Here is a 24881-nt window from a genome sequence, read left to right as displayed (position 1 = left end):
AAGTAGGAAATAATTCATTTTAAGGTAATTTTTCAGTCAACAACAGGTAAGCGGGATGCAGGTGATGGGGGAATAAGTGGCCCACATCATCAGGAAAGGCTTTCTCGTAGTCCGAATCCGGTGTCAGTACAATTGTTTTTCCCGTTCTCACATAATGGTTGCTGCCATAATATTCAGGACTGTTAAAACCTTCAATATTTTTGGAAACAGCTTTTGAGGCCATTTCACCTAGGTATTTTTGATAATTTTTCTGGGCTTTTCGCGTAGGTTTGTCCAGTTGGTTATAGACTCTTTTGAGGGCAAGGTTTTTTGGGAATTTTTGTTTACTGATCATCACCTTGGCATTCTGAAAAGGATTGATGTCGTTGAAATCCCCAGTGGTTTGGATGGACATCGGTACCTCAGGTACCCAATCTTTGGCATTGACCACATTGTAAGCCCAACCGTCATAATCCATGTGCTCATAGGCATAGGCAAAGTACAGGTTGCCTGGTTTAGGGGCAGCACTGCAATAGGTCTTGAACTTCAAGTCTTGGGGTATGTTTCCTTGTCGCTGAAGTGAGCGAAAATGAGCGGTCAGCAAGTAGGCTATTCCACCTCCTTGACTATGACCGATGATCAGAAATTCTTTGGTTCCGCTTTGATAAAGCGAATCCATTTTGGGAAGCATGTCTCTGGATAAAAAAGCCGTCCCCACCAACCAACCGATGTGCACTGCCGCCCTTGGATTGTCGGCCAATGCATAATCAAATGCAAAGCCTTCCTGTATGTCCAGCTTTCCGGTGGCAGGCACCATGGCTGCATAGAAATTCTCCAGCCAGCTGATGGGGTTTGGTGTGGTGCCTCTGATGCTGATGGCAGCTACGTTTTGGCTCTGATGTTGCCATAGATCCCAGAAGTTGTCCAATCCCATGATTTCAGATTGGTAAATCATTTGGAATTTACTGGGAGCCTCGATTTTCTCAAAATAACTACTGTCTTTGCTTGTTATGGCCGAGATTTTCAGGGCTTCCAGATACTCTTCCTTGTCAAAACCGGGTTTCAAACCTTGAGAAAATGCCGTGAAACTCAATATCAAAAAAACAATCAGCAATTTGATTTTTAATACCATGGTACAAGGGACTTTATTTTGGACTTAGAAAAACGAGAACCAAAAGATAGGTCAATAGTTTAGCCTAAAATTAACTTTTATTCTGAATATTTTTTCTTAAAACCCATTTTCTTGGAAGGTGAAAGGATTACTCCATTTTTTATGGGGAACCAAAAAATTTGCTCGAATAAGCATTTAATTTTTCTGAAAGGATCTACTTTTCTTTTTCCAAGTACTCGCTTGGGGTCATGTGATAGGTTTCTTTGAAGCATTTGATAAAATAGGAAGGGGAACTGAACCCTACCGCATAAGCTATTTCCGATATGGATTCTCCTGATTTTTCGAGTCTTTGAATGGCTAATCTTAACCTTTGATCCCTTATAAAAGCAGAGGTTGAAAGCCCGGTAAGTGCGGTTAATTTCCTATGAAGCTGCATTCTGCTCATGCCCAGTTTTTTACAGAATTGATCCACAGTGAAAGTTGTGTCACCCAAATCATCATCTACTATGCTTTGGATTTTATTCAGAAACTTTTCATCAGTGGATGTTATGGCTATTTCATTGGGAGTAATCCTGGCTTTGGCGGAGTACCTAATCCTTAAATTCTTTCGCAATTCAATTAGTTTTTGGATTCTAACTAAAAGTTGTTTGATACCAAAAGGTTTAAGCATGTAGTCATCTGCACCCACCTCTAAACCTTTTAGAATATTTTCCTCGTCAGATTTAGCGGAAAGTAAAATGATGGGGATATGAGAAGTCTTTTCATCGTTTTTTAATTTTTGGCAAAGTTCAATACCATCCATTTCTGGCATCATGACATCTGATAGGATTAGGTCCGGGATTTTTTTCATGGCGATGAATAATCCTTCTTTTCCATCGCTGGCTTCTAAAATTTTGTAGTATGGCTGCAATTCATTCAAAATAAATGAACGCACCTTATCATTGTCTTCAATAACCAATACAAGGGGTGCGTCCTCTTTTATTTCTGCTGGCATCCCATCTTCGACCGGGAGTAAATCAAGTTCTTCTTCTAGGATTTGCTCAGGTCTGAAAGCAAACTTGTCAACCGGAATCCGAACTTGAACTTCAAAAAACGCTTGATCCTCTAAGATGAGATTAATTTCCCCTTGGTTGATTTCTACCAGATCTTTGACCAATGGCAGTCCTATGCCAAAGCCTTCTGCTTTGGAGTATGGTTTGTAAAATTTGTCAAAAAGTTGATTTATTTCTTCCTTATCGTATTTTTTAACGGTTTGGTTTTTAACCGTCAAGTAAAATTGATTATCCATGATTTGACCTGTCAATAAAACCTCTGATCCTATTTTGCCATGTTTCAATGCATTTTGTATCAGGTTGCTTACTATTTTCTCAATTTTGTCAGCATCAAACCAAACCTCAGTCATAAGAGGGATGTCCGTATTGAGTCTCATGTTTTTTTCAGCGGCAAAATAAAAGAAATTGGCTACGATCGATTGCAACAATAATCCCAAATTACCTTTTTGGATTTTCAGTTCATGCTTACCGGACTTGATTTTTGAAACCTCCAGCAACTGATCTACCAGATGCAGCAAACGCTGAGAATTTTGCTTGATCAGGTTCAATTGCGATTTGAAAATCGGGTTGTCAGATTGGCTGATCAGTCTTTCTATCGGTCCGGAAATGAGGGTTAAGGGAGTCCTGAATTCATGGGAAATATTGGTAAAAAGGTTTGTTTTAAACTTATCGATCTCCACCAGTCTTTTGGTTTCGTCCTCTTTCATTTTGAGCATGAAATTCACCTGCCAACGCCACTTTAGGTATTTATATATCCAAATTAATGCTAAGGTGATGCATGTTGCGTAGCCTAATTTGGCCCACCAACTCAAATACCATGGAGGTAGAATAGTAAAACTAAGAGAAACAGGTTCGTCTGACCAGATCCCGTCATAATTGCTCGATTTGGCTAAAAATTTATAGGTCCCTGGCGAAAGGTTGGTATATCTTGCCTGATTGTTATTGCCCGAATGAATCCAGTTTGCATCATGATTTTCAAGTTTGTAAAGGAATTCATTTTTACTGGGGGAAGAAAATACCAAGCTAGCTATATTGATGGTCAGGGTGTTCTCATGGTGCTTAAAAAAAATTTCTTCACTGATTTCTACGGATTTATCAAAAACAAAAAGTCCGGTAACAACCGTTTTAGGAGGTGTCTCATTGAGCAAAATATCATCTGGATTAAACCAATAAAACCCCTCTATACTTCCAAAATACAAGGATCCATCGTGATCCTTGAAATACGCTCCGGTATTGAATTCAGTTGCCAACCCATCGTAATTGGTGTAATTAGTGATAGCATAGGAGGGAGACTTCATGGCTTGTAAGGTGATTTTGGTGATGCCTTTGTTGGAACTGAGCCATAGGTTGCCGGAATCATCGGGAAGGATCCCGTAGATGACATCATTTGCCAACCCTTCTTGAGTCGAAATCCGGAAACTTTCAACCGTATTTACATCAAGGACATTGACTCCATGACCATTTGTGCCAATCCAAAGTGTGCTTTTTCCATCGAAATAAAGGGATTTGATGTTGTTTGAGGAAATGGTTTTTTTATTCCCTTCTTCATGCTTGAAGGATTGAAAGCTACCCGATTCAATGTCCAACCTAGCTATGCCTTGGTTTTCTGTACCGATCCAAAGCTCCCCGTTACTTCCCTTTTCCAATGTCCTGATGTTGTTTCCAGGAATGCTTGTGGGATCGTTTGGGTCATGCAAGAAATGTCTGATGATTCCTTTCTGAGGGTCAAATTGAATCAAACCGTCATTTCTTGTGGCAAGCCACCGATTTCCGGACTCATCTTCATATATTTTCCAAATGGTATTGGCTTGTAATTTAACTGGACTTTGTCCATTGTAATGATTGAAGATTCCTGTATTGAGGTCCAAAATACTAAGCCCCTCTTCCTGGTAACCTATCCAGATTTTCCCATTTCCGTCTCCCCATAGGCTCATGACCCTGTTACTTGCAATGTGATTTTGGTTGTCCTTAGTCTCAGTATAGGTTTTCCAGGTTTGGGTTTTTGAATCATAGAAAGTAAGGCCTTTTCCTGAGGTGCCTATCCATATATTTTCATTTTCATCCACAAAAATGGCTCTTACCACATCGATATTGATATTTTCAGGTACTTGCTGATTGAGAAAAAAATTAAATTTTTCTAAAAACTTATCGTGAAAACTCAATCCGCCTCCATCAGTTCCAAACCACAAAGTGCCTGTATAATCCTCATAAACGCAAAGCACATCATTGTAATGAAGTGACCTGGGATTTTGCTTGCTGTAGGTGAAATTGTCAAAAGATTTCTCATTCAGATTATACTTTTCCAATCCATTCCCATAGGTTGCCACCCAAATGTTTCCTTTGGAGTCTTCCACAATGTCCAATACCATTTTGATCTCCGTTCTATTTTCTTTTTCCTTAAATACCTTAGGAATAGGTACAGGGATATGATTTCCTTTCTCCAAAATCCAAAGTCCTGCATTTAAGGTGCCAACCCAGATGTTTCCATTTGAATCCCTCTGACTGCAGGAGAAATGGATATTGTTAATTTGAGGTAATTCCAAAAAGGTAATGAGCTGTGTATGAACCTGCCAGATGGCAATGCCATCTTTGAAGGTAAGTAGCAAGTGATCTTCATCGTAAAGGCCAATATCCATGATTTCCTTGGAAGGGTCCGTCCAACTCATTTCGATTGAACGAATGGCTTCATTCCATTTGAAGAGTTGACCAGAAAAAGTTCCAATCCAGATGTTTCCTTGTATATCTTCAAAGATACAGCTTGCGGCCTTTATTCCCTCTACCGGATAAAAGACCCTTTCCTCAGGATGAAACAATTCTGGCACTGAACTATCCGGAATGATCCAAATCCTATTTTGGCTATCAGCATATACTTTTCCCAATTGCAAATGGGATTCTTGGGTGATGTCAGCGAATTTTTTATCATAAAATAAAATTTCCCTTCCATCATAGCGGTTTAAGCCTTCCTGGGTGGCTATCCAAAGGTATCCATCTCTATCTTGAGAAACCGAAACGGCTGAATTTTGAGAGAGGCCCTCGTTCACCGAAAGTTGTCTAAATGATAGCTCGGCCTGAGGAAAAACAATGGTAGGATTTCCCAAAAAAATCAGGAAAAGAAATAGGGGGAAATTTACCAATGAGGACTTATTAACCACAATAACTCGGGTTTAAAGGATAAAAACGAAATGTTTTTATCCTAATAAAGATAAAGTCTTTGGTCAACAATCTCAGCAATTTTGTTTTAAAATTATCATTTACTCATGCTACCGAAATGATGCTATCTTTCAGATGGATTGTTATTTTGTTGGTAAAATACCAGCTAGGTTTGAGGCAAATGTTACGTGTATTACATTCAATGATACAATTGAAGCATTCAGCCTTTTAATTTTCGCTTACTTTTGATCTACGATTTCATATGATTGATACACACTTATTTTCCAATCTTTTCATGTACAACTCGAAAAAAAGGGTTTTTAAGACTCAATTAGTCTTAATGGTTTTTGGTTTGGCATTGATGGGTATGGAATTTTCATGTCAAGAAAACAGAAGACCTCCAAATCAAGAAAGTACTACGACCCCAAAAGAATACAAAAAACTTAATACAAAATCCGATGTGCCTCCAGAGATAGATCTTAACAATACCATACAAATCCCCAAAGAAAACTTTAAAAAATTATTCCCAGAGGAAGTAGCTGGCTTTCTAAAAATCAGGACTCTTGCTGGACACAAAGAATCTATGGAAATGAGTGCCATACAAGTGATCTATCAGCACCGAACCGATTCTTCTAAAACAATATTGATTGATGTGTTGGATGGAGCCGGTCCGGTAGCTTCGGTACTTTTATCCGGTACTGTCCAAAAGCTGAATTTGGATTTTGAAGAATTGAATGCTGATGGGCATAACCTTATTCATGAACTCAATGGATCAAGGGTGAGGGAAAAAGTCAACCTAAAATCCAAAACCTCAGAATTGGAGTTTGTCCGAAACGGCAGGTATCATTTTTTCACAAAAGGAAATGAAGTTAACTTAAGTGATTTATGGACCATCATCAATGGGTTGGACATGGAGATATTGGACTGAAAGAATCGCTAAAACCATTAAATAGATCTACCCAAAGACCTCCATTTTTCCTGCTTGACGTGTGAGTCCACAATTTTCTCTTTGCTTTCCAATCAAATTCCACGTTTCTCTCCCTTTATATGGTTATCCAAACCAATATTCAGCACAAAAATTAGAATTGGAGATGGTGAAATTTAATTGAATCGGACTTTTTCTCACCAATTGTTACATCTGTGGTATGTTTTGGTACATGGTTTATACTTTTTTAATTGTGATTGCAGGAGATTTGCTATGATCATTAATTTGTCACTTAAAACAAAATTTGATATGAAATTCATACTTCCCATTTTCTTTTTATGTTGTTCTTTTTTGGTCAATGGCCAGGAATTAAAAGGTATTGTAAAGAACCATGAAAAGGCTGAAATGGATTTGGTTTTGATGATTTTTGGAATGGATAACCTGATTTCCATCGGAAAAGTGGATAAGAAAGGTCAATTTAATGCTAGCTTGGAAAACATCAGTCTAGACCATGTTCCAGAGGAGAATAAATCCGTTTCCATCGGAGAACTTTATTTTAACTTTTTCTTTAAATGTAATGACAACAAGGCTTTCGGAGATATTTTTGACAAACCTGCTGCAAGACAGGATTATGTGAGATTGACCAAGGATGGAGATTGGTCAGGTACCGTATTCTTGGTTTCGGATGAAGGACTGAGACCCTGGTTGGAAGATCCGGGCTATAAAAATGCCATTAAGGGATCTTTTTATGAAGTGATGTATGTGGAAGAGGATCTGAGCGTAAAGACTTCCTGTAGGAGCACAGATTATGCGGATGACAACACAGAGGTGGAGACGGAATACAACTTTGATATTGAATTAAAGAAAGGCTTCAATTGGGTGGAGTACACCATTCAGGAAGTGTATGAAACCGATCCCGATATCAGAGCTTCTTTTCCTTCCAAAGTGGCCGTTACCAATCTTAAAGATCCTGCAAAAATGCTTTGGGTGGGCACCTATTACTGATTTTAAAGAAATCACAAAAGAGGGAATAAATTAAAATATCCTTCAATATCAAATTCAAATAATAATACATGTAAGTACGCAATGATGTCAGTAAAAAGGTAATTCAATATAATTCTCGTCAGCAAACTGAAATGTCCGGTACATCCCTGTCCGGCGACAGGCGGGCCTGTCCGACGACAGGCGGGCCTGCCCGACGACGGCGGGGGACTTCTGACTTCCGACCCGTTTGAAGAAGAATATTGGGTTACTGGCAAAGAAGCGGATATTTGAATAATTATATTTGGGTGTATTTTTTAAAGCAACTGAATTGAATTTTTTACGGGTGACTTTTTTAATTGAGACTTAACTACTAATTCAAACAACCTGTCCAATGATTTGGGCAGGTTTTTTTTCAAGGATTCAATAATAGACAAATTTTTGTTTATCGAAAGAGAACTATAAATTGGTTGCAGAAACAATTGGGAATGATGAAATTTTAATTTAACCTTAAGAAGAGAGAATTGAAGTAATCATTAATTAGATTAATGGTTTGAGCTATCCAGAGCGATTTATTTGCCAAAGCCAATAGGTATAAACCTGGGCTGTTTTTAATTATGATCCTCAGTCAGGCCAACCTTATCTGCAGTTGATTAACCCTAATGTTAAGAAAATTATCTTCATATCGGTCGTTGTTTCACTTGAGACTTAAAGAAAATTTTCACAAGCTGGCAATTTCCAAAAAAGATTGATTTGAAAAAAATGTCTTCATAAAACATGAACACCCAAGAAATAACCAAACTCGCTGAAAAACACGGCCTCCGATTGAAAGACGAAATGTCTTTCAATGAGATGGGGATAGATTTTAAGGTGTGTTTTGCAGAAGCAATGGATGGGACTGCCTGGGTATTGAGGATTCCCCGGAGGAATGATTTGGGGGAACAGATTGAGCAGGAAGGCAAAATTTTGAAACTGGCTGGAGAACATCTCTCTGTGGCAGTTCCCGACTGGAAAATTGCCAACCCGGAATTGATAGCCTATCCTTTGCTGGAAAATAAGCCGGTGATTACCTACGATGCCCGAACTTATGAAGTGACCTGGCACATGGATCAAGGCAATAGGCAATTTATACCCGCTTTGGCCAAGGTTTTGGTGGAGTTACATCAGATTCCTGCACAGGACGCTGCATCTTTGGGAATCAAAACCCTTTCCCCGGAAATGGCAAGGGCAGAGATGTTTAACCGCATTAAACTGGTAAAACAGGAAGTGGGTGTAGGGGCTGAGTTGGAAAATCGGTGGCGCAAATGGTTGGACAATGACCGATTATGGCCGGATTTCACCACTTTCGTCCACGGGGACTTGTATGCAGGACATATTCTGTCCACCAATGAGGGAAAAATTTCCGGCCTGATCGATTGGTCGGAGGGACAGGTAAATGATCCTTCTATGGATTTCTCGGGTCATGTCACGGTCTTTGGGGAAGATAGTCTCAAAGAATTGATTGCAGCTTATTCCCATTTCGGAGGAAAAGTCTGGGATCATTTATTTGAGCAGTCCTTGGAAAGAAGTGCCGCCACTCCTTTGAACTATGCCTATTTTGCCATCAACACCCAAAGTGAAGAATATCTTCAAGCAGCAAAACTTCAATTGGGTTTGGGTTAATCAGTTAACCTTGCTTGGATTCACAAGAATCGCATCCCTTTTTGGTGTAAAATGCTTCCTGGCAATCAAAAAGGATCATCAGAATACCGGACTTTCGGTTTATCCTCCTTGGTTTTAAATCCTCCAAAACGATAAACAAAGGACAGGGTGCCAATTTGGGTTTCCCGGTTGAAAAACCCCATCTGGGAAAATTCCAGGTCATCGGTCTGAATCATGAAAACACGCGTATTGAATACATCTGCCACATTGATGCTTAGGGTGGCCCGCTTGTTAAAAAGATCCATTCTGGCTCCTAGATTTTGTTTACAAATCAATTAGGCTAGACGCTGAAAACAAAAACTTCATCGATCTGATAAACCTAATAAGGTTGGTTGATCATCCTGGACACAGCGGAAACCTACATTGCTGGTGCCGCTGTCATAGGCTTGCCCATGTCTGGCAGAAGGACGGTAATTCACGCAGTAGTTATCCGAACATAAAAATGATCCTCCTTTGATTACCCTTTCCTGTGCATAGGGGTTTGAAGGGTTGTAGCACTGACTGATGCTGGTATCCAAAGCGGGGGCATTTCCCACCAACCTGTTGTATTTCAAAGCATCATACCAGTCATCGGTAAGTTCCCACACGTTTCCGATGATGTCATAGAGGCCATAAGGGTTGGGGGGGAAGCTTTTCACAGGGGCGGTTCCAGTAAACCCATCTTTACCTTCATTTTCATGCGGAAAATCACCCTGAAAGGTATTGGCCATAAATTGTCCTCCCGGATTCAATTCATCTCCCCAGGAATAGCGGGCATTCAAGCCGCCTTTCGCGGCAAATTCCCATTCGGCTTCTGTTGGTAATCTCTTTCCAACCCATGCAGCATAGGCCTGAGCATCTTCAAAAGCAATGTGCACGACAGGATGCTGGTCTTTCCCTTTTAAATCACTCTCGGGACCTTCCGGATGTTGCCAATTGGCCCCTGTGACCCATTTCCACCAGAGGCTGATGTCATGGGTAGGCACGGCATGTGCAGGCGGGGAAAAAACCATAGAACCGGGCTTCATCAGCTCATCATCGGGTTTTGGGGTCCCTTCCGGCAATTGCTTTTTCATTTCTTCCCAGTCTATTTCCCTCTCAGCCACAGTGAGATAGCCTGTAGCTTTAACAAACTCCCGGAATTGGGCATTGGTCACTTCCGTTTGGTCCATCCAAAAACCCTCTACTTTCTTTTTGACAGCTGGTCTTTCTGCTGGATAGGCTTCTTTTTCATTGGTTCCCATGGTAAAGGTGCCGCCGGGAATCCATACCATGCCATCTTTGACCTTATCCATAGAGTCATTTTGTTCAACCCTGTTTTTTGAACCTTGAATAAGGTTTTCTTTTTTAGTTTCAGCTTTCTTTTCTTGGCAGCCGAACAGCAGTAAAAAGGGGAAAATGTAGAAGTGAGATTTAATTATGGTTTTAAAGTGCATTGTTTTCAGGGTTTTGATTGATCTGACTTTGATAGGGAAAGAAGTGGCAGCATCAATTACCCCTAAAACTAGGAAAATTTTAAACCCAAATCAAATAGAGCAAGGTGTCGGAAAAAATTGCCAAAAAGGGAAATTCACCGACACCTGAATCAAGGCCACATCAACCTAAAAATTGCCTATGAAAAAAGGTCACAAAAATCGAACGTGGGACATTAAAGCTGGAAGTCAGTGCTGTTAAGTCCTTCATTTCCATGCTCCGAAGCTTTTGGTAAATCCTACACTAAAATGAAAATTGCTTCCCTGCTCACCCGGGTTAAACAGCAATCCAAATTCCGGTCTTATGGCCCAGTTTCTTAAATCCCCAAAGGCAAATCCCAAATTGGTCGCAACCAAATTGGTGCCATTGAAATCAATAAGATATTTGGGAGAGAATGTCACTTCGGCTTTGTCAGGCATAAGAGGCAAGGTAAACAGGAGGGTGGGATGGACCTGCCATTCTTTTTCCCCGCCTTCAAAAAATCCTACTCCCACAGGGAGATAAGCTGCAATCTTGTTTTCCAGCAAACTGTACTTCGGGCCAAAACCAAGGACATTGACACCATCTTCTCCAAATTCGGTATCCTTGACCCAAACCCTTTCATACCTTGCTCTGATATCCCACCGAGAACTGATCCCGTACGCCGCCTGAAACCCGATGTGGTTTTGTACCCCCTCTGATTCACCCTCATAAAATTGGCCAACCGTGGAATAGGACGGTGTAATATCAAACCTTCCTTCACCTACAGTTCTTGCACTTTGAAGTTCTGAGAAGACGGTCACACAACTTGAAAAATGCAGGCAAACAATTACCACAAGCAAGTAACTTGTCATTTGGGCAATGAATTTTGATTTCATGTCATCTTTGTCAGTGATTAAAGTGCTGACGCCGCACCTTCAAAGTATGGAATATTCGAATTGACTTTTTAATGGATTAGGTACTATTTGGAATCAAGAACTAAAAAGTGTGCATTTGGAATCAGGAAATTTGATTTCAATGAAAACCCGGCTTATATGAGGAGAAAGTTAAAGGTTTCAGTCAGTTTTGGCTAATTGGAAACAACTGATCCTGAGTTTAATTCAGCAGGTTTTACCATTTGAGGGATCTTTGAAATGCGGTCGTATTGAAAAGTAATAATTCAGCTGATGACTGGAATTGAATTGGGAAGATTTCCCAAAATCCAATTGATTAGACCGAGCCTTAAAATGCCAAAGGAGTTGGTTTAATGTCAACTATATTAAAAAAGTGAATGGAATGGACCCAAAGGGACGTCATCTAAACCTTCGGAAAAGGCTGGGTGATTTTTAGTCTGACAAGTTCTTTCACAGATTGCCCTGTAAGGATCAATGCCCCGAAAGCCAATAGGATATCTTTAATGGTGTGGAGAAAAATCATAGAATAGGGAAGTCCGGGCACCTGAAAGTCGCTGTAGCCTACTACAATGGCTGACCCTATAAAAAAAATAATGGCCCCTATGCCCCCCACTATTCCGGCTTTGGGATTTTTATAGTGGTACAAAAGGAAAATGATGATCAATAAAATGGTGACTGTAATGGCACTTCTGCCATAGGTGCCGGATTGATTGATGTCAAAATTGAAGGTAAGGTAGATGATGGCAGCCAGGTAAAGAATGATTCCTGACCGGAGTAAGTGCTTGCCTATCTTTTCTATTTTGAGCAGTTTGTTTACCATTGAATCGGGCTATTGCTTTTTGATAATTTTGGTAGGTAGAATTACTTTTTGGGCATCCTTTTAGGGCAACATTGAAAAAACCGATGTGAAAAAGCTTTGCCACTCAGCTTATCAACCAACTTTTCTTTAAAGCTAAAAAAATAAGGGGCATAAAAAAAGCAACCTTTGGGATAAGGTTGCTTTTTTTAAATTTATAAGGTCAGTTTCCTGCCGTTTTTTCGTGCAATTTGCCCAATTCCTGATCTATGGTCCATAGGCCAACCCCTTCTTCACCGATGATATCAAACAGTTCCAGCGCTCTTCTGGCCAAGGTTTCCTCTTCCCGTTGTTCTGTTACATACCACTGCATAAAGCTGAAAGTAGCAAAGTCTTTCACGCCAAAGGAATGGTCAACAATGCTGTTGATGGATTTGGTCACCTGAATTTCATGTTCCAAGATCAACTCAAAAACTTCTCTCAAAGAATTAAAATGCTGCCTTACTCCAGATATTTCTGGCTGAATGGCATGGCCACCTGCTTCATTGATATAATGGAATAGTTTCAGCATGTGCTGTCTTTCTTCCTCGGCATGGGTATATAAATATCCAGCGGCATTGTCATAGCCCATCATGTCACACCAGGAAGCCATGGATAAATAGTAAGCGGAGGATTTGCCTTCCATTTCTATCTGTTGGTTGAGCAGTTTTTCTGTATCGTGCAAGAGGGAACGTTGTAACGTTACAATTTCTTTGTTTTTCATTGTATTTAGATTTTATATACAAACATAACCAAAATTTAAGTGCTAAGTTCCAGCTTGATTTCATTTTTTCCAATTTAGAATTGGAATAAGTAAAAATTTATAAAATAAAATTTGGTAAATTTTTATTTAAATTAAATATAAATAAAGATTTGGAATACTGTAGGATTAAAAATCCAGTTCGCAGAAGACATAATAGGGCAGAGAAGGTTTTTGTTATTTCCTAAGTATTCTTTACCCTGCATTTAAATCTTGAAAATTAAACCAAACAACCTTTAGCTTTAATGAAAATTTACGGGGTTAAAGCTTGCCATGTTGTCTCTAATTTGCGTTGCTTTTCAACCACGTGTATTCCAGTTTAAGAAAGGGATCAGGTGTTTGGAATTTTTCCTTCAGGATTTCAGTATAGCTCATACTGCTGTTTATAGCAGTTATGCTTGTAAGTCTTAATTCGTTGATATTGGGTAGGGCAGGGTCTAAGGAATTAGCATCAGCATGTAAGGATTTGACTTTTAGATTGTTCCGGTCCCCATGTATAGTCCAATTCACCTTGGTAAAAGTCGTAGGAGGAGAATAATAATAAGTCGCTGAAAAGTGATTGTGTGTAAACGAGGTGGAATACTTGAAATCAATTATTGACCTCGATTCAATATCTATTTTTTGTCCTTCTGGAAGTTTTATATCTGTGGGAATTGCACCTACTTTATAATATCCTGAACTCATCACGGCATTTGGAATTCCAGTAACGATGGTTTCGTAATCTTCGAATTGGTCAATAAAACCCAATTTGGTAGATTCAGGCATTGGGAAAGGATTGTCGCCTATACTTGCTTGATCGATGATATAATGATATCGCCAAGTTCCGATTTCTCTTTTTAAACTGGAGATTTTAAAAATGAACCGTTGGAGGTGCTTTGTCGGCAATGTTAATTCTTTATCATATCGCAACAGTTTGGAAAATTCATAGGTGTCAAAACTACTCCTTTCTGGCCTATCGATCAATTTATACCTGATTTCACCGTTCCTTGTCCTTGCAGAAAGTAGATATTGACTTGAATTTGCGAAATAGCTGTTTTCCAATTGAACTTTTTTGGAATTTAAGGACCATTTATTACTGATAATCCCCAGGTTACTGGAAAGATTTCCATAATCCATATCGCTATGATGTGTGATAAAGGTTACGAAAATTCCATTTCCTGCCATGAAATTTTCCATCTCAGGTTTTTTGTTACCTAGGGTGATTTGCCTGTCTTGCATAAAACTGTAAGTTTCAATTTCATAAATATTGAATTTTTTACTTATTACAGTAAGATGGTATTTCTTGCCTTTTTCTACATCTATATTCAATGTGGCCCCATTGCTGAACCTGGCATAGCCGATGGGTGACCCTGTTTCAGTGTGTGTCATTACTATTCCTTGTTCACCTGAATTTAAAGCAGTAGACAAGACTTTGATTGAAAGCAATTCCGTTTCTGAAACTGTAGTAGGTTCTTCCGTTTCTGCGCATGAACAGAGAAATAGGATCGCAATAGCCAATAAATGTAATTTTTTCATGACTGGGAAGTTAAAGTTGTCCAACACCTTAAACCATAATTTTCAGGTTTATTTTGCCATGTTTCTTTTTTAAAAATCGAAAATGGGTCGATAAGAAAAGCTATGATGAAAAGTTTTTAAAGTCAATATGGGTTATTTAATGAGGAAATGTAGCAAATATTTGAATCTGTTTAGATGAAACCTAAGAAATTATTTTTTGGAAAAAACGTTGGAATCCGTCTAGGTTCTCTGCCAGGTAGCAGCGTGTAAAAGCGATAGATTTACTTTAGGAATCGTGGTGCGAAAATATTGATTTCCATGACTTTTCACTTATTCAGGTGATTTCCAATCTGAGGGTATGGTGCTTTCTGTTCCGTCCCGGTTGGCCCGATAGTGGGGAGACAGGATCTCAATGTCCATTTCTTTGCAGACATCCTGAATGTTTTGGTGCAATAGGGAATAGATGGTGGGCTGTTTGTTGGCAAATTTGGTGTAGGCATTGATCTGATAGGCCACGTAATTGTCATCCAAACTGGTTTGTAAAACAAAAGGTTTGGGTTTGGGCATGATCATATTGGTTCTGCAGGCTGCTTCGATCAATGCGGCATGTATTTTTTTCCAAGGAACATCATAGCCTATGGTAACGGTGGTATGTACGATCAGACCAGGGCCATCCTCTTTGGCATTGGCAGAAAAATTGACCGTATTACTGGAAAGAATGGTTGAGTTAGGAATGGTGATGTCTTCATTTTTAGGGGTTCGTAGTCTTGTGACCAACATGGTTTTTTCGATCACATCCCCCGTGATATCATTGATTTTGATCCGGTCTCCCAATTTGAATGGCCTCATATAAGTGATGACCAAGCCAGCGATCATATTGGAAATTGCACCGGTAGAACCCAGTGAAAAGATCACTCCGACAAAAATAGACACTCCCTGGAAAGCCTCGGATCCCGAACCCGGCAAATAGGGAAAAATCAGGACGAGCATAAATGCGTACAGCAAAAACCTTACAATGCTGAAAGTCGGTTGCGCCCATTCTGCCGGAAAACCTGAAATCTGAATTTTGTCGTGTTCAATTTCAGTGACAAAAAAACGAATGCCTTTGATGGCATAATGGAATATGTAATAAATCACCAAAATGGTAAAAAGATCAGGCAAAAAGCCTAACATGCCATTGAGCGCCTTCTGTGCTGGTTCTAATACCCAACCCAATAAGGTGTTGGTGTACTCTTGGGTTTCGGGAAAAATACTGAAGAGTAAGGGCAAGGATAAGTAAATGGCAAAAAAAATGGCCAGCAATTTGGTGAAATAAAGAATCTGTAAAGTTACCCGCTCGAAATCCTTTGCATTGAAGAGCTGCACATTTCGAAATGAAAAACCATGGGTGAAAGCTTCCTTTTTGCTACTCAGGTAATGTCCTAAACGTTTAAATAACCTATTGATTACCGCCACAATAAGGCTCACCCCTAAAATGATCAACAAGACAAGACCTAATTTTTTCAACCATTCCTTGATGGTATTGCTTTCAAAATGGAGCCCTAATGCCTGGTTTATGGATTCTTTGTAAATTTCTGCCAGCTCAGGGGCTGTTTTTTCATACCACAGCGCATCAACAGGACTAATGGATACCAAGATCAAATCCTGGTATGAGATGTCCTCAAAACCATTGTTGGAAACAACTTTTAAGGAATCGGACACATATTTACCCGTTTTGAAAACCTCCTTTATTTTAAAATTGATGTTTTCAGCCCTTTCAGCGGCGCTCAGTTGGCCCAGTCGGGTATAAATGAAAAATAGCGTATCCCTAAAAGGTGCTACTGGATATCCCTCGCTAATGGCCTTAAGTTCGTCCATTTGATATTTGACATAGATTCGATGGATGGAATCTCTTTGGATGATATCTTCCATCTGAGTCTTCATTTCTTCTGAAAGTTGACGCAAAGGCGGGATCTGAACCTTGTTTTGCTCTTCCATTTGGGTAAGATCTTCTTGATGCTCAGGCAATCCTTCTGTAGTATCTGCAGGGATGGACAAGTCCTTCGAGCTATTTGATTGCTCTTGCTCCATAGAAAAAACTTGGAACTGAAAAATCACCGAAGCACCTAAAAAAAAAGCAAAAATTTGTTTTTTCATGGTTGGGTCAAAATAAATTTCGTAGAAATTTAAACTTTTTTTTTGATTTATTGGGATAGTGAGGGAATGAAAGTCCTTCTTGTGAAATGAGCCTATGCTTTATTATTTGATCGCTTGATTTTGAACTGGCATCTTTTTTGGACATTTTTGTATAACAAAAAACTAAACCATGACAAAAAAACTAATAGCGCTCTTTTTTATAGGGCTGATGGCATACTCCTGTGCCAAAGTGCCCTTGTCGGGTCGACGACAGTTGAACTTGATGCCTAATTCAGAAATCCTTCCCATGGCTTATCAACAGTATGGTGAGGTACTGGCCGAAAGCAAAGTCGTTACCAACAGTCCTGAAGGCCAGAAAGTGGTCAGGGTAGGTCAAAACATGGCAAATGCAGTAGAAACTTACCTTAAAGAAATCGGGTATACTGAAATTCTGGAAGGCTTTGCCTGGGAATTTAATTTGATAGAAAGTGACCAAGTCAATGCCTGGTGCATGCCAGGGGGCAAGGTGGCCTTCTACACAGGTATTCTTCCAATATGCGAAGACGAGGCGGGAATCGCGGTAGTGATGGGTCATGAAATTGCCCATGCCGTAGCCAGTCATGGGAGAGAGAGAATGTCCAATCAAATGGCCATCAATGGCCTATTGGGTGGTGTTCAAGTGGCCATGGGACAAGATCCAAATCTGACCCAAGCTATTTTTATGCAGGCCATAGGAGCTGGAGGCCAACTGGGCATGCTTCAGTTTTCCAGAAACCATGAATTGGAAGCGGACCGGTTGGGATTGATTTTCATGTCTATTGCAGGATATGATCCCCGTGAAGCCCCTGGTTTCTGGGAAAGAATGAGCGCGGGTGCCGGACAAAGCCCTCCAGAATTTCTTTCCACTCACCCAGGACCAGGTAGAAGGATTGAAGAATTAAACAAACAAATGCCGGAGGCATTGGAATATTATAACAAGAATAAATAAATAATCTGCTTAAGAGTAAGATTCTGCTAAAACTTGATATTTATTGATACTGGTTGATATTAAGATATTTTTGTTTGATGCAAACTTATGAATTTGCGGGATCTGTAATCGTCATGTAAGTGATTAAAAATATTCAAATAAAAAAAGCCCGGATCGTATTAGGTCCGGGCTTTTCTTATCGGTTGTTGAAACTGCGAAGTTTTACTTGGGTAAACTTTCTCTTGGTATCCAGAGGAAAATCACCCTTCATCATCCAGTCATAATATCCTGGTTCTTCCTTGATCACCTGCTCGATGGGTTTGCCCTTGTGTTTGCCAAAGTTAAAGCACTCCACACCTTCGGCATTAAAAATAAAGCGGCCGGCCAAGTCAACCATTTTTTCATTGATCATGCTGTGGATCTTCTTCATGTCATTTTCCACCACGCCGACCAAATTGCCCTGAAGGTCTTCCATTTCTTCTCCGGTGTACCGCTCGATTTGGGCTTTAAAAACCTCATAGGTAGCCATGGTGTCTGCCTCGGCACTGTGGGCATTTTCAAGGTTTTTGCCGCAGTAAAATTTATAGGCGGCGGTCAGGTTTCTTTTTTCCATCATGAAAAAGATCTTCTGTGCATCCAGCAGGTTTCTTTTTTCTATGTCAAAATCAATTCCTGCCCTTAAGAACTCTTCTACCAAAAGCGGAATGTCATACTTCAACACATTAAAACCCGCAAGATCCGCCCCTTCAAAAAACTGATGCAACTCTCGTGAGGCCTCCTTGAAAGTAGGTGACTCTTTTACATCCTTGTCGTAAATCCCATGGATCAATGAAGATTCCAAAGGTATGGGAATGGTAGGATTGATAAGCATGGTTTTGGTTTCCTCCTTGCCATTGGGATGGATTTTGAAAATGGAAATTTCCACAATGCGGTCTGTGGAAATGTTGGTGCCTGTGGCCTCAAGGTCAAAAAAGGCAAGAGGGGTTTTTAGATTCAATTGCATGATCTCAGTTGGGTTGGTTTATTTTTTCAATTAAGTGGTTCAGGTCCATGTTGTCATAGTTGCCCGAACTCATCAGAAGCAAACAAGAGTTGTGGTAATTCTTGGATTCCAGAAAATTTTTAAGTTCATCAATTTCAGTAAACAATATCAGGTCTTTCCTGTGGAATCCATTTCGGAGCGTATTCTCGTCCATCAGGGACAGTTTTTTTAAAGATACGGCTTTAGGATTTAAATAAATAATGGCTTCGTCAGCCTGATCAAAAGTATGGGCATAATTGGGAAGGAAATCTTCATTCAGAGAACTGTAGGTATGTAATTCTTGCACAGCCACCAAAATTCTTTCAGGGAATTGTTGTTTTACAGCATCTACCGTGGCCTTCAATTTGGAAGGTGCATGGGCAAAATCCCTAAAGAAGATGCTTTTTTCGGATTTGGCCAGAATCTCCTGTCTTTTTGCCGCTCCCTTAAAGGTTTTGATCGCTTGGTAAAAGTCTTGATCTGCCACACCCACCTGTCTGCATATTTCAAGGGCACCCTGAAGGTTCTGTAAATTATGTTCTCCGAAAACCGCGATTTCCAATGGACCCGAAGGGGCCAGTAATTGAGTGACAGAATCCTTTACCCGGTAGGGATGGGTCTGGTAGGGGATCAATGCTGCTTCCGTGAATCCTCCTTCTCCCAAGGCCTTGACCAAAGGGTCACTTTCACAGTAGATAAAAGTGCCGTCAGCAGGTGTCATTTTGACCAGCTTTTCAAACTGCACCCGGTAATCTTCAAAGGTCTTGAACACATTGAAATGATCCCAGGCAATGCCGCTCATCAACAAGACATCGTGGTGGTAATGAAAAAACTTAGGCCTTGGATCCATGGGGGAGGTGAGGTATTCATCTCCTTCAATAAGCATGATCGGCGCATCGGAAATTTTCACCATCAGATCAAAACCCTCAATTTGAGCTCCCACGAGGAAATCAAATGCCATATCCAAAGATTTCAGGACATGAAGCACCATGGAGGTAATGGTTGTTTTGCCATGGCTACCTGAAATGACTATTCTTTTCTTCTCTTTGCTTTGGGCATAGATAAACTCAGGGAAAGAGTAGACGGGTAAACTTAGGGAAAGGGCCTTTTGTAGTTCAGGGTTGTCTGCCCGGGCATGCATCCCCAGAATGATGCCGTCCAGCCCACTGTGGATCTTCTCCGGATACCAGCCTAGAGAGGGAGGCAGAATGCCGGCTTCTCTCAGCCGGGTTCGAGAGGGTTCATAGATTTCATCATCAGATCCAGTGATGACATCTCCTTTTCTGACCATAGAAAGAGCCAGGTTGTGCATGACACTTCCTCCAATGGCGATAAAATGATACTGCTTTGACATGGGTAAATTCTGAAAGTTCAAAACTACGAAAAAGGAATAAGGAAATTGGTCAATAATAGGGCTAAATACACTTTGGAAATGGATTTGTATTGATGATTATATTTTTTAGCTTCCACAATAGACCTAACCAATTGTTCGTAAGTAAGTTAGGGCTTTGTTGATAACTGAGTGAATAAATTGTTCAAAAGGTTTTGACCAAAGCACTTACATTTGTTGATATGGCAGAAGGAAGATCAAATCCAAAAGAACGTAGTTCCATCAATAGAAAACCAAACCTTGACCTGACCATGGGGCTGGGAAAGTTGCCTCCCCAAGCCTTGGATCTCGAAGAAGCCGTATTGGGTGCATTGATGCTGGAAAAGGATGCCCTAACTGAGGTAGTGGACATCCTGAAACCGGACAGCTTCTACAAAGATGCCCACAAAGAAATCTATCAGGCCATTTTGGATCTTTTCAATGCCAGTGAACCTGTAGATCTGCTCACCGTAACCAACCAACTGCGTAAAAACGGTAAGTTGGAGATTGTAGGTGGGCCTTTTTACATTACCGAACTTACTTCGCGGGTTTCTTCTGCGGCCAACATAGAGTTCCATTCCCGGATTATCTCTGAACAGGCGATGAAAAGGCAATTGATCAGCATCGCTTCGGAAATCCAAAAAGAAGCCTTCGAGGAGACTTCCGATGTCTTTGAACTGCTGGACAAAACTGAACAATCCCTTTTTGACATCTCTGAAAGCAACATCAGAAAAGATTACTCCAACATGAGTTCCATCATGCGGGCAGCCATAGTGGAACTGGAGAGCAAGAAAGGCCAAAAAGACGGACTTACTGGTGTTCCCAGTGGTTTTACTGCTTTGGACCGGGTTACTTCCGGATGGCAAAAGTCTGACTTGGTGATCATCGCCGCGAGACCGGCCATGGGTAAGACGGCCTTTGTTCTTTCCGTTTTGAGAAATGCCGCTGTGGACCATAATCGCCCGGTGGCCATTTTTTCACTTGAAATGTCTTCGGTACAGCTGGTGAACCGGTTGATCTCTTCGGAGGCAGAATTGGATTCCGAAAAAATCAAAAAAGGAAACCTGGCAGAACATGAGTGGCAGCAGCTGATTCATAAAACCAGCAAACTTTCTGCAGCCAACCTGTTTGTAGATGACACCCCTGCTCTCTCCATCCTCGAACTCAGGGCCAAATGCCGACGCCTCAAGGCCCAGCATGATGTCCAATTGATCGTGATCGATTACCTTCAGCTCATGTCGGGAGATGCCAAAGGCGGGGGAGGAGGCAACCGGGAACAGGAGATTGCCAGCATTTCCAGGGCGCTCAAGAAAATCGCCAAGGAATTGAGTGTGCCTGTGATTGCCTTGTCCCAGCTTTCCAGAGCGGTGGAAACCAGGGGAGGAGACAAGCGGCCCCAGCTTTCTGATTTGAGGGAATCCGGAGCCATTGAGCAGGATGCCGACATGGTCATGTTTCTTTACAGACCGGAGTACTATGGCATCACCGAAGATGAAGATGGGAATGCCACTGCCGGAGTGGGGGAGGTGATCATCGCCAAGCACAGAAACGGTTCACTGGAAAACGTCAAATTGCGGTTTATCGGAAAATACACCAAATTCACCGACCTTGAGATGAATACACCTTATCAGGCCCAGGATGCTTTTTATGGCAGCAAATTTCCCAGTGCGGCGAGCGGACAGGGATTTGATGACAGCAACATGATCCGGGTGCAGTCCAAGGCCAACGGCGGTGATGAGGAAGGTTTTCCCGGAGGGTTAGGGAGTGGGGGTAAGGCGCCGTTTTGACTTGGTTTGGATAAGTTGTAGAAGTTGTCAAATTTGTTAGTGTTGGACGATTGTGGTCTTTTAAAAAAGTTGTCGGGTTGTCTTTGTTGTCTGGTTGCCTTTGGCGGTTATAAATATTCTTATAATTTCCCCCCTGCCCCCCAGATGGGGGCTTCTGGGTTTTCGACCTATTGGAAAAGTATACCCATCCTGGCCAGAAATCTGCTGTACGCGCACCAGCTTTTCATTCCCGTTTGCATCCGTAACCAAACATGCCCCCTTCTTCGTGAAAACTCCCTTTTGCATCGTCTATGGATTCATTTGGCTTTTTTGCATTTTCAACTGCTAATCCAATTTCTCCCCTGAAAAAGGCGCTAGGCAACTGAACAGCGGATCTCACTTCACTGACCTGTTTTGTACCACATGCCTTATTCTTGGCTTGTATGCTATTGGCCTCCTTTTTGTTCGTCACAACATACAGCTTACTATCATCAACTCCATCGGTTCCCAGCTTCCTGCCGATTTCTCCAAAAAAAATCTCCCGAGAATGCAGCCATTCCACTGGGATCAATCACGCTGATTGAATTGCCCAATGCCTCAAGGGGCTATGCCGATAGAATCTATCGGCCATTGCGGCGATCCTTAATAACCCCTGCTCCTTATTAGAAGCTGGGGTTTCTAATTAGTTGCAGCCCTTAGGTTCTTTTTTTTAAAATTTGGTATCCTTCAAATAGAATAAAACCTATGCCCATGAGGAAAGTACCAAAGATCACGAAACGACTTAAATAATCATTTAAAACTAAGAGAACAAGGAGAACAACAATTATACTCGTTAAAATTAAAGGAATGTATTGCGATTTCTTTAGTTTAAAATTGTTTCGTATGAGTATTTGTAACCTAGTATAATTCCTAAAAACTTGTAGAATACAATATATTGTTGCTATAAAACGGATGGCTCCAGTTATGCCAGCCTCTTTTGCTAAAAAGTAAATTGCAGCTCCAAAAAGCAGTATGTAAAATATGCTTACTGGTTGCTTTGCTTTAGTGATGAGCGATTTATAATCTATCATTATCTTCTTTATCTCCCTAAATTTAATGTCCCTGCAGAAAATTGAATACCTTAACCCTCAATTTCAATACCATCACCTCTGAACTATTTATCCTCATCCTTCGATTCTTTTATTAATGTCGATGTACTTGAACTACTAGCAGCTCCAGCCGCAGCAGCCCTGCCTTTTCCATAGCTATCCAATTTGTTAGCCGCATCATCTGCTTGCCTCTGTTTGGCTGCCTGCCTAGCTTGAGAACGCTTAGGTTGATCAGCAACTCTTTGAGTCCTATCAGCAGCATTTTTTAAGTCTTTTCCCGCTGGTGAGTTCTTGGCTTTCGTTTCAACCGCATCACTAACCGTTTTACCGACTATCTGGCCTATTGCAACATCCACAATCACATTCTCCAAGCTGACTTCTCCTTCGGTGACCAATTGATTCGCTGTGCTGGCAGTAGCATCAGTTAAAGCTGCAACACCCGTTCTAACTATTGTACTTGCATTTTTGATCTGCTTTAACGTTGAAAGTCCGCCGCTTAATCCACCTGCTGCAGCCGATGTTACTATAGAGCCAATATCAACATTGGTAAATGCATCCGCAGATAAGCCATCTTTTACTACATTAACGGTTACTTGGAGTCCATAATCCAAAGCACCGCCTATTATGGCCCCACAAATCCATGGAGGACATTTACCATCTGGATCTGTATGGAACACAGGATTGTTAGCACCATAACTATATACTGAACTTGATACTTGATTAGGATGATCTGCCAACGGATCCACAACTCCCCACCTCCCTATTGCCGCAGTTTTACAGGGCCATCAGATTCGAACCGCTTGCCCTTTTGGGGGAGCCTTTAAATCAACCCTCATTTATTTTCTCTTGAGTAGTTTCAAGATATTGCCTTCTTCTGCCTTCCAGATCAAACTGTCTTTAGTCAATAAAATGATTTCATAGCTAGCTATCAGGTGACCAGAATCGACAAGTGAAAATGTTTCTTGTTCTATTTTGTAATTGTATAAATAATCATCTTCAAAATATTTAATATTTTCATTGGTAATTGAAAATACTATATTTTCATCTGGACTTGTTGCCCAATCTCCTATTAAATCATTTTTATCTATCTTGCTATTTGTATTACAACTTGTAAACATGAAAAATAGTGATGCTAATAATGTTATTTTTTTAATCTTGAACATTCTATTTTTTTGGTTGAGGGATTTCAACATGTATTGCCTTATCGTTACTGTTATAGGGAGACAAAACTCTTACGCCATTTAAAGATCCAATTTTATTAGCGAAATTTCTTGGGTTTGTAATACCTCCCCTCCATGGGGATACATCAACCACATTTATTTTTGAAGGATCTCCCAAGTGGTTGGAGACTTTACTTGGCCCAATTGAATTTATTTTATCAACCATAGCTTGTTGGTCAGGAAAATTATCTAATACCAAATCACCATTTGAACCATACAATTTTTTTGTATGCGCCATACCATTAGCATTAACCAAGTCGGACATTATTCTGGCTTGATCTTCGGAAGTCCTCAAAGTACTATTAATCTGAATAGAACTATTATTTGATTCATTCATTGCGTTAACCAAAACAGAAACCGTGTAGTTTGAAACCTTGGATTTGTCAGCATCCTGACCATAAAGTATACTAACATCATTAGATTTCCATCCAGAATCACAATGGGTGATCATCCCTACTCTTCCTTCAGTTTGAGCTTTTGACAAGCCTGTTTCGGTTGTCACACCATCCCTTACCCAAGTATCACTGGGATCATCTGTTTTAACCCTGGTTAAAGTCTTTGTTGTCGTATTTTCAACAATTATGTCATCTGGCCTCATCCCATCCGGATCAATAAACCTGATCGGGTTATCGAAAGCATAATTGTAAGGTGAGTGTCTGCGCATCTGCTCAGAAAGAGGATCTATTACGCTCCACCTCCCAATAGCCGGATCATAGCTCCTGGCCCTGTAGTCATAAAATTGAAGCCCATTTTCCTCAATTAGATCCTTCCCGTTATAGAGATACTTATTCACCTTAATCCCCCCGTAGTGAAATTCAATTCCTATCAATTTCAGCTCCCAAGGATCTTAATGAGTTCTTGAGCTAACTGTGATGACATGCATATCAGCATCATATTGTCAAACAAGACCTTTTCTGAGGTTTTAATTAGGTTTTTGCATATCCATCCTTAAAATTATACAGATTCTCCTCCAAAACCTCATGTTGGTTTGCAGCATTTCCGCTTAGGACTTTCTTCAACACT

At 40.6% G+C, this 24881-nt stretch carries 20 protein-coding genes; 5 read left to right on the top strand and 15 right to left on the bottom strand.

All coding sequences use genetic code 11. From position 1 onward, the window contains the following. Positions 1-19 precede the first annotated feature (19 nt). Together H1A14_RS18755 and H1A14_RS18750 are read right to left on the bottom strand one after the other, a co-directional pair. Positions 20-1111 (bottom strand): lipase family protein, encoded by a 1092-nt coding sequence (locus tag H1A14_RS18755; protein WP_194777825.1) that lies wholly within the window; start codon positions 1109-1111, stop codon positions 20-22. 193 nt (positions 1112-1304) lie between these two features. Beyond that, a complete protein-coding gene (locus H1A14_RS18750; protein WP_194777824.1) occupies positions 1305-5294 on the bottom strand; it encodes a hybrid sensor histidine kinase/response regulator transcription factor in 3990 nt (1329 codons plus the stop codon). 338 nt (positions 5295-5632) lie between these two features. Between H1A14_RS18750 and H1A14_RS18745 the strand changes: the two genes are divergently transcribed. The 3 genes from H1A14_RS18745 (at position 5633) to H1A14_RS18735 (ending at position 8860) form a co-directional block, all read left to right on the top strand. Further along, positions 5633-6220 (top strand): hypothetical protein, encoded by a 588-nt coding sequence (locus H1A14_RS18745; protein WP_194777823.1) that lies wholly within the window; start codon positions 5633-5635, stop codon positions 6218-6220. Between the two features lie 306 nt (positions 6221-6526). After that, positions 6527-7222: a hypothetical protein gene (locus tag H1A14_RS18740; protein ID WP_194777822.1), complete on the top strand. Its 696-nt coding sequence runs from the start codon at positions 6527-6529 to the stop codon at positions 7220-7222. Between the two features lie 753 nt (positions 7223-7975). After that, positions 7976-8860, top strand: a complete 885-nt coding sequence (locus tag H1A14_RS18735) for a macrolide 2'-phosphotransferase (protein ID WP_194777821.1) — start codon at positions 7976-7978, stop codon at positions 8858-8860. Positions 8861-8925: 65 nt separating this feature from the next. Here H1A14_RS18735 and H1A14_RS18730 read toward each other — a convergent pair whose 3' ends face one another. The 7 genes from H1A14_RS18730 to H1A14_RS18700 all read right to left on the bottom strand — a co-directional run bounded on the left by H1A14_RS18730 (position 8926) and on the right by H1A14_RS18700 (position 16448). Continuing rightward, positions 8926-9174: an outer membrane beta-barrel family protein gene (locus tag H1A14_RS18730; protein ID WP_262893973.1), complete on the bottom strand. Its 249-nt coding sequence runs from the start codon at positions 9172-9174 to the stop codon at positions 8926-8928. Positions 9175-9201: 27 nt separating this feature from the next. Then, positions 9202-10173: a formylglycine-generating enzyme family protein gene (locus H1A14_RS18725; protein WP_228527869.1), complete on the bottom strand. Its 972-nt coding sequence runs from the start codon at positions 10171-10173 to the stop codon at positions 9202-9204. Between the two features lie 384 nt (positions 10174-10557). Further along, a complete protein-coding gene (locus tag H1A14_RS18720) occupies positions 10558-11208 on the bottom strand; it encodes a hypothetical protein (RefSeq protein ID WP_194777818.1) in 651 nt (216 codons plus the stop codon). Between the two features lie 418 nt (positions 11209-11626). Then, complete coding sequence (locus H1A14_RS18715; protein WP_194777817.1) at positions 11627-12043, bottom strand: hypothetical protein; 417 nt, start codon at positions 12041-12043, stop codon at positions 11627-11629. A gap of 199 nt (positions 12044-12242) precedes the next feature. Then, positions 12243-12782 (bottom strand): ferritin, encoded by a 540-nt coding sequence (locus tag H1A14_RS18710; RefSeq protein ID WP_194777816.1) that lies wholly within the window; start codon positions 12780-12782, stop codon positions 12243-12245. Between the two features lie 318 nt (positions 12783-13100). Further along, complete coding sequence (locus H1A14_RS18705) at positions 13101-14333, bottom strand: hypothetical protein (protein WP_194777815.1); 1233 nt, start codon at positions 14331-14333, stop codon at positions 13101-13103. 309 nt (positions 14334-14642) lie between these two features. Then, positions 14643-16448, bottom strand: coding sequence for a mechanosensitive ion channel domain-containing protein (locus tag H1A14_RS18700; protein ID WP_194777814.1), 1806 nt, complete (start codon positions 16446-16448; stop codon positions 14643-14645). A 169-nt stretch (positions 16449-16617) separates the two neighbouring features. Here H1A14_RS18700 and H1A14_RS18695 point away from each other — a divergent pair, with 169 nt between their 5' ends. Next, complete coding sequence (locus tag H1A14_RS18695) at positions 16618-17415, top strand: M48 family metallopeptidase (protein ID WP_194777813.1); 798 nt, start codon at positions 16618-16620, stop codon at positions 17413-17415. A 175-nt stretch (positions 17416-17590) separates the two neighbouring features. Here H1A14_RS18695 and H1A14_RS18690 read toward each other — a convergent pair whose 3' ends face one another. Then, a complete protein-coding gene (locus H1A14_RS18690; protein WP_194777812.1) occupies positions 17591-18397 on the bottom strand; it encodes a 3'-5' exonuclease in 807 nt (268 codons plus the stop codon). Between the two features lie 4 nt (positions 18398-18401). After that, a complete protein-coding gene (locus H1A14_RS18685; protein ID WP_194777811.1) occupies positions 18402-19769 on the bottom strand; it encodes a UDP-N-acetylmuramate--L-alanine ligase in 1368 nt (455 codons plus the stop codon). Positions 19770-19987: 218 nt separating this feature from the next. Here H1A14_RS18685 and dnaB point away from each other — a divergent pair, with 218 nt between their 5' ends. Continuing rightward, on the top strand, positions 19988-21571 hold the full coding sequence (gene dnaB / locus H1A14_RS18680; RefSeq protein WP_194777810.1) for a replicative DNA helicase: 1584 nt from the start codon (positions 19988-19990) through the stop codon (positions 21569-21571). A gap of 223 nt (positions 21572-21794) precedes the next feature. On the opposite strand, the gene H1A14_RS18675 is transcribed toward dnaB, so the two are convergent. The 4 genes from H1A14_RS18675 to H1A14_RS18660 all read right to left on the bottom strand — a co-directional run bounded on the left by H1A14_RS18675 (position 21795) and on the right by H1A14_RS18660 (position 24687). Then, positions 21795-22022 (bottom strand): hypothetical protein, encoded by a 228-nt coding sequence (locus H1A14_RS18675; protein ID WP_194777809.1) that lies wholly within the window; start codon positions 22020-22022, stop codon positions 21795-21797. 681 nt (positions 22023-22703) lie between these two features. Then, a complete protein-coding gene (locus H1A14_RS18670; protein ID WP_194777808.1) occupies positions 22704-23375 on the bottom strand; it encodes a hypothetical protein in 672 nt (223 codons plus the stop codon). A 99-nt stretch (positions 23376-23474) separates the two neighbouring features. Further along, positions 23475-23801 (bottom strand): hypothetical protein, encoded by a 327-nt coding sequence (locus H1A14_RS18665; protein WP_194777807.1) that lies wholly within the window; start codon positions 23799-23801, stop codon positions 23475-23477. Between the two features lies 1 nt (position 23802). Continuing rightward, positions 23803-24687, bottom strand: coding sequence for an RHS repeat-associated core domain-containing protein (locus tag H1A14_RS18660; protein ID WP_228527868.1), 885 nt, complete (start codon positions 24685-24687; stop codon positions 23803-23805). Between the last annotated feature and the right edge of the window lie 194 nt (positions 24688-24881).

Source organism: Pararhodonellum marinum, from assembly GCF_015354735.1.
Classification (GTDB): Bacteria; Bacteroidota; Bacteroidia; order Cytophagales; family Cyclobacteriaceae; genus Pararhodonellum; species Pararhodonellum marinum.
This window is presented reverse-complemented; position numbering and strand designations above follow the sequence as displayed.

Bases quoted from the DNA above. Each gene is read 5' to 3' on its own strand.
- H1A14_RS18755 (WP_194777825.1), bottom strand. From the start codon at position 1,111: ATGGTATTAAAAATCAAATTGCTGATTGTTTTTTTGATATTGAGTTTC.
- H1A14_RS18745 (WP_194777823.1), top strand. From the start codon at position 5,633: ATGGTTTTTGGTTTGGCATTGATGGGTATGGAATTTTCATGTCAAGAA.
- H1A14_RS18740 (WP_194777822.1), top strand. From the start codon at position 6,527: ATGAAATTCATACTTCCCATTTTCTTTTTATGTTGTTCTTTTTTGGTC.
- H1A14_RS18735 (WP_194777821.1), top strand. From the start codon at position 7,976: ATGAACACCCAAGAAATAACCAAACTCGCTGAAAAACACGGCCTCCGA.
- H1A14_RS18725 (WP_228527869.1), bottom strand. From the start codon at position 10,173: ATGGATAAGGTCAAAGATGGCATGGTATGGATTCCCGGCGGCACCTTT.
- H1A14_RS18720 (WP_194777818.1), bottom strand. From the start codon at position 11,208: ATGAAATCAAAATTCATTGCCCAAATGACAAGTTACTTGCTTGTGGTA.
- H1A14_RS18715 (WP_194777817.1), bottom strand. From the start codon at position 12,043: ATGGTAAACAAACTGCTCAAAATAGAAAAGATAGGCAAGCACTTACTC.
- H1A14_RS18710 (WP_194777816.1), bottom strand. From the start codon at position 12,782: ATGAAAAACAAAGAAATTGTAACGTTACAACGTTCCCTCTTGCACGAT.
- H1A14_RS18705 (WP_194777815.1), bottom strand. From the start codon at position 14,333: ATGAAAAAATTACATTTATTGGCTATTGCGATCCTATTTCTCTGTTCA.
- H1A14_RS18700 (WP_194777814.1), bottom strand. From the start codon at position 16,448: ATGAAAAAACAAATTTTTGCTTTTTTTTTAGGTGCTTCGGTGATTTTT.
- H1A14_RS18695 (WP_194777813.1), top strand. From the start codon at position 16,618: ATGACAAAAAAACTAATAGCGCTCTTTTTTATAGGGCTGATGGCATAC.
- H1A14_RS18690 (WP_194777812.1), bottom strand. From the start codon at position 18,397: ATGCAATTGAATCTAAAAACCCCTCTTGCCTTTTTTGACCTTGAGGCC.
- H1A14_RS18685 (WP_194777811.1), bottom strand. From the start codon at position 19,769: ATGTCAAAGCAGTATCATTTTATCGCCATTGGAGGAAGTGTCATGCAC.
- dnaB (WP_194777810.1), top strand. From the start codon at position 19,988: ATGGCAGAAGGAAGATCAAATCCAAAAGAACGTAGTTCCATCAATAGA.
- H1A14_RS18665 (WP_194777807.1), bottom strand. From the start codon at position 23,801: ATGTTCAAGATTAAAAAAATAACATTATTAGCATCACTATTTTTCATG.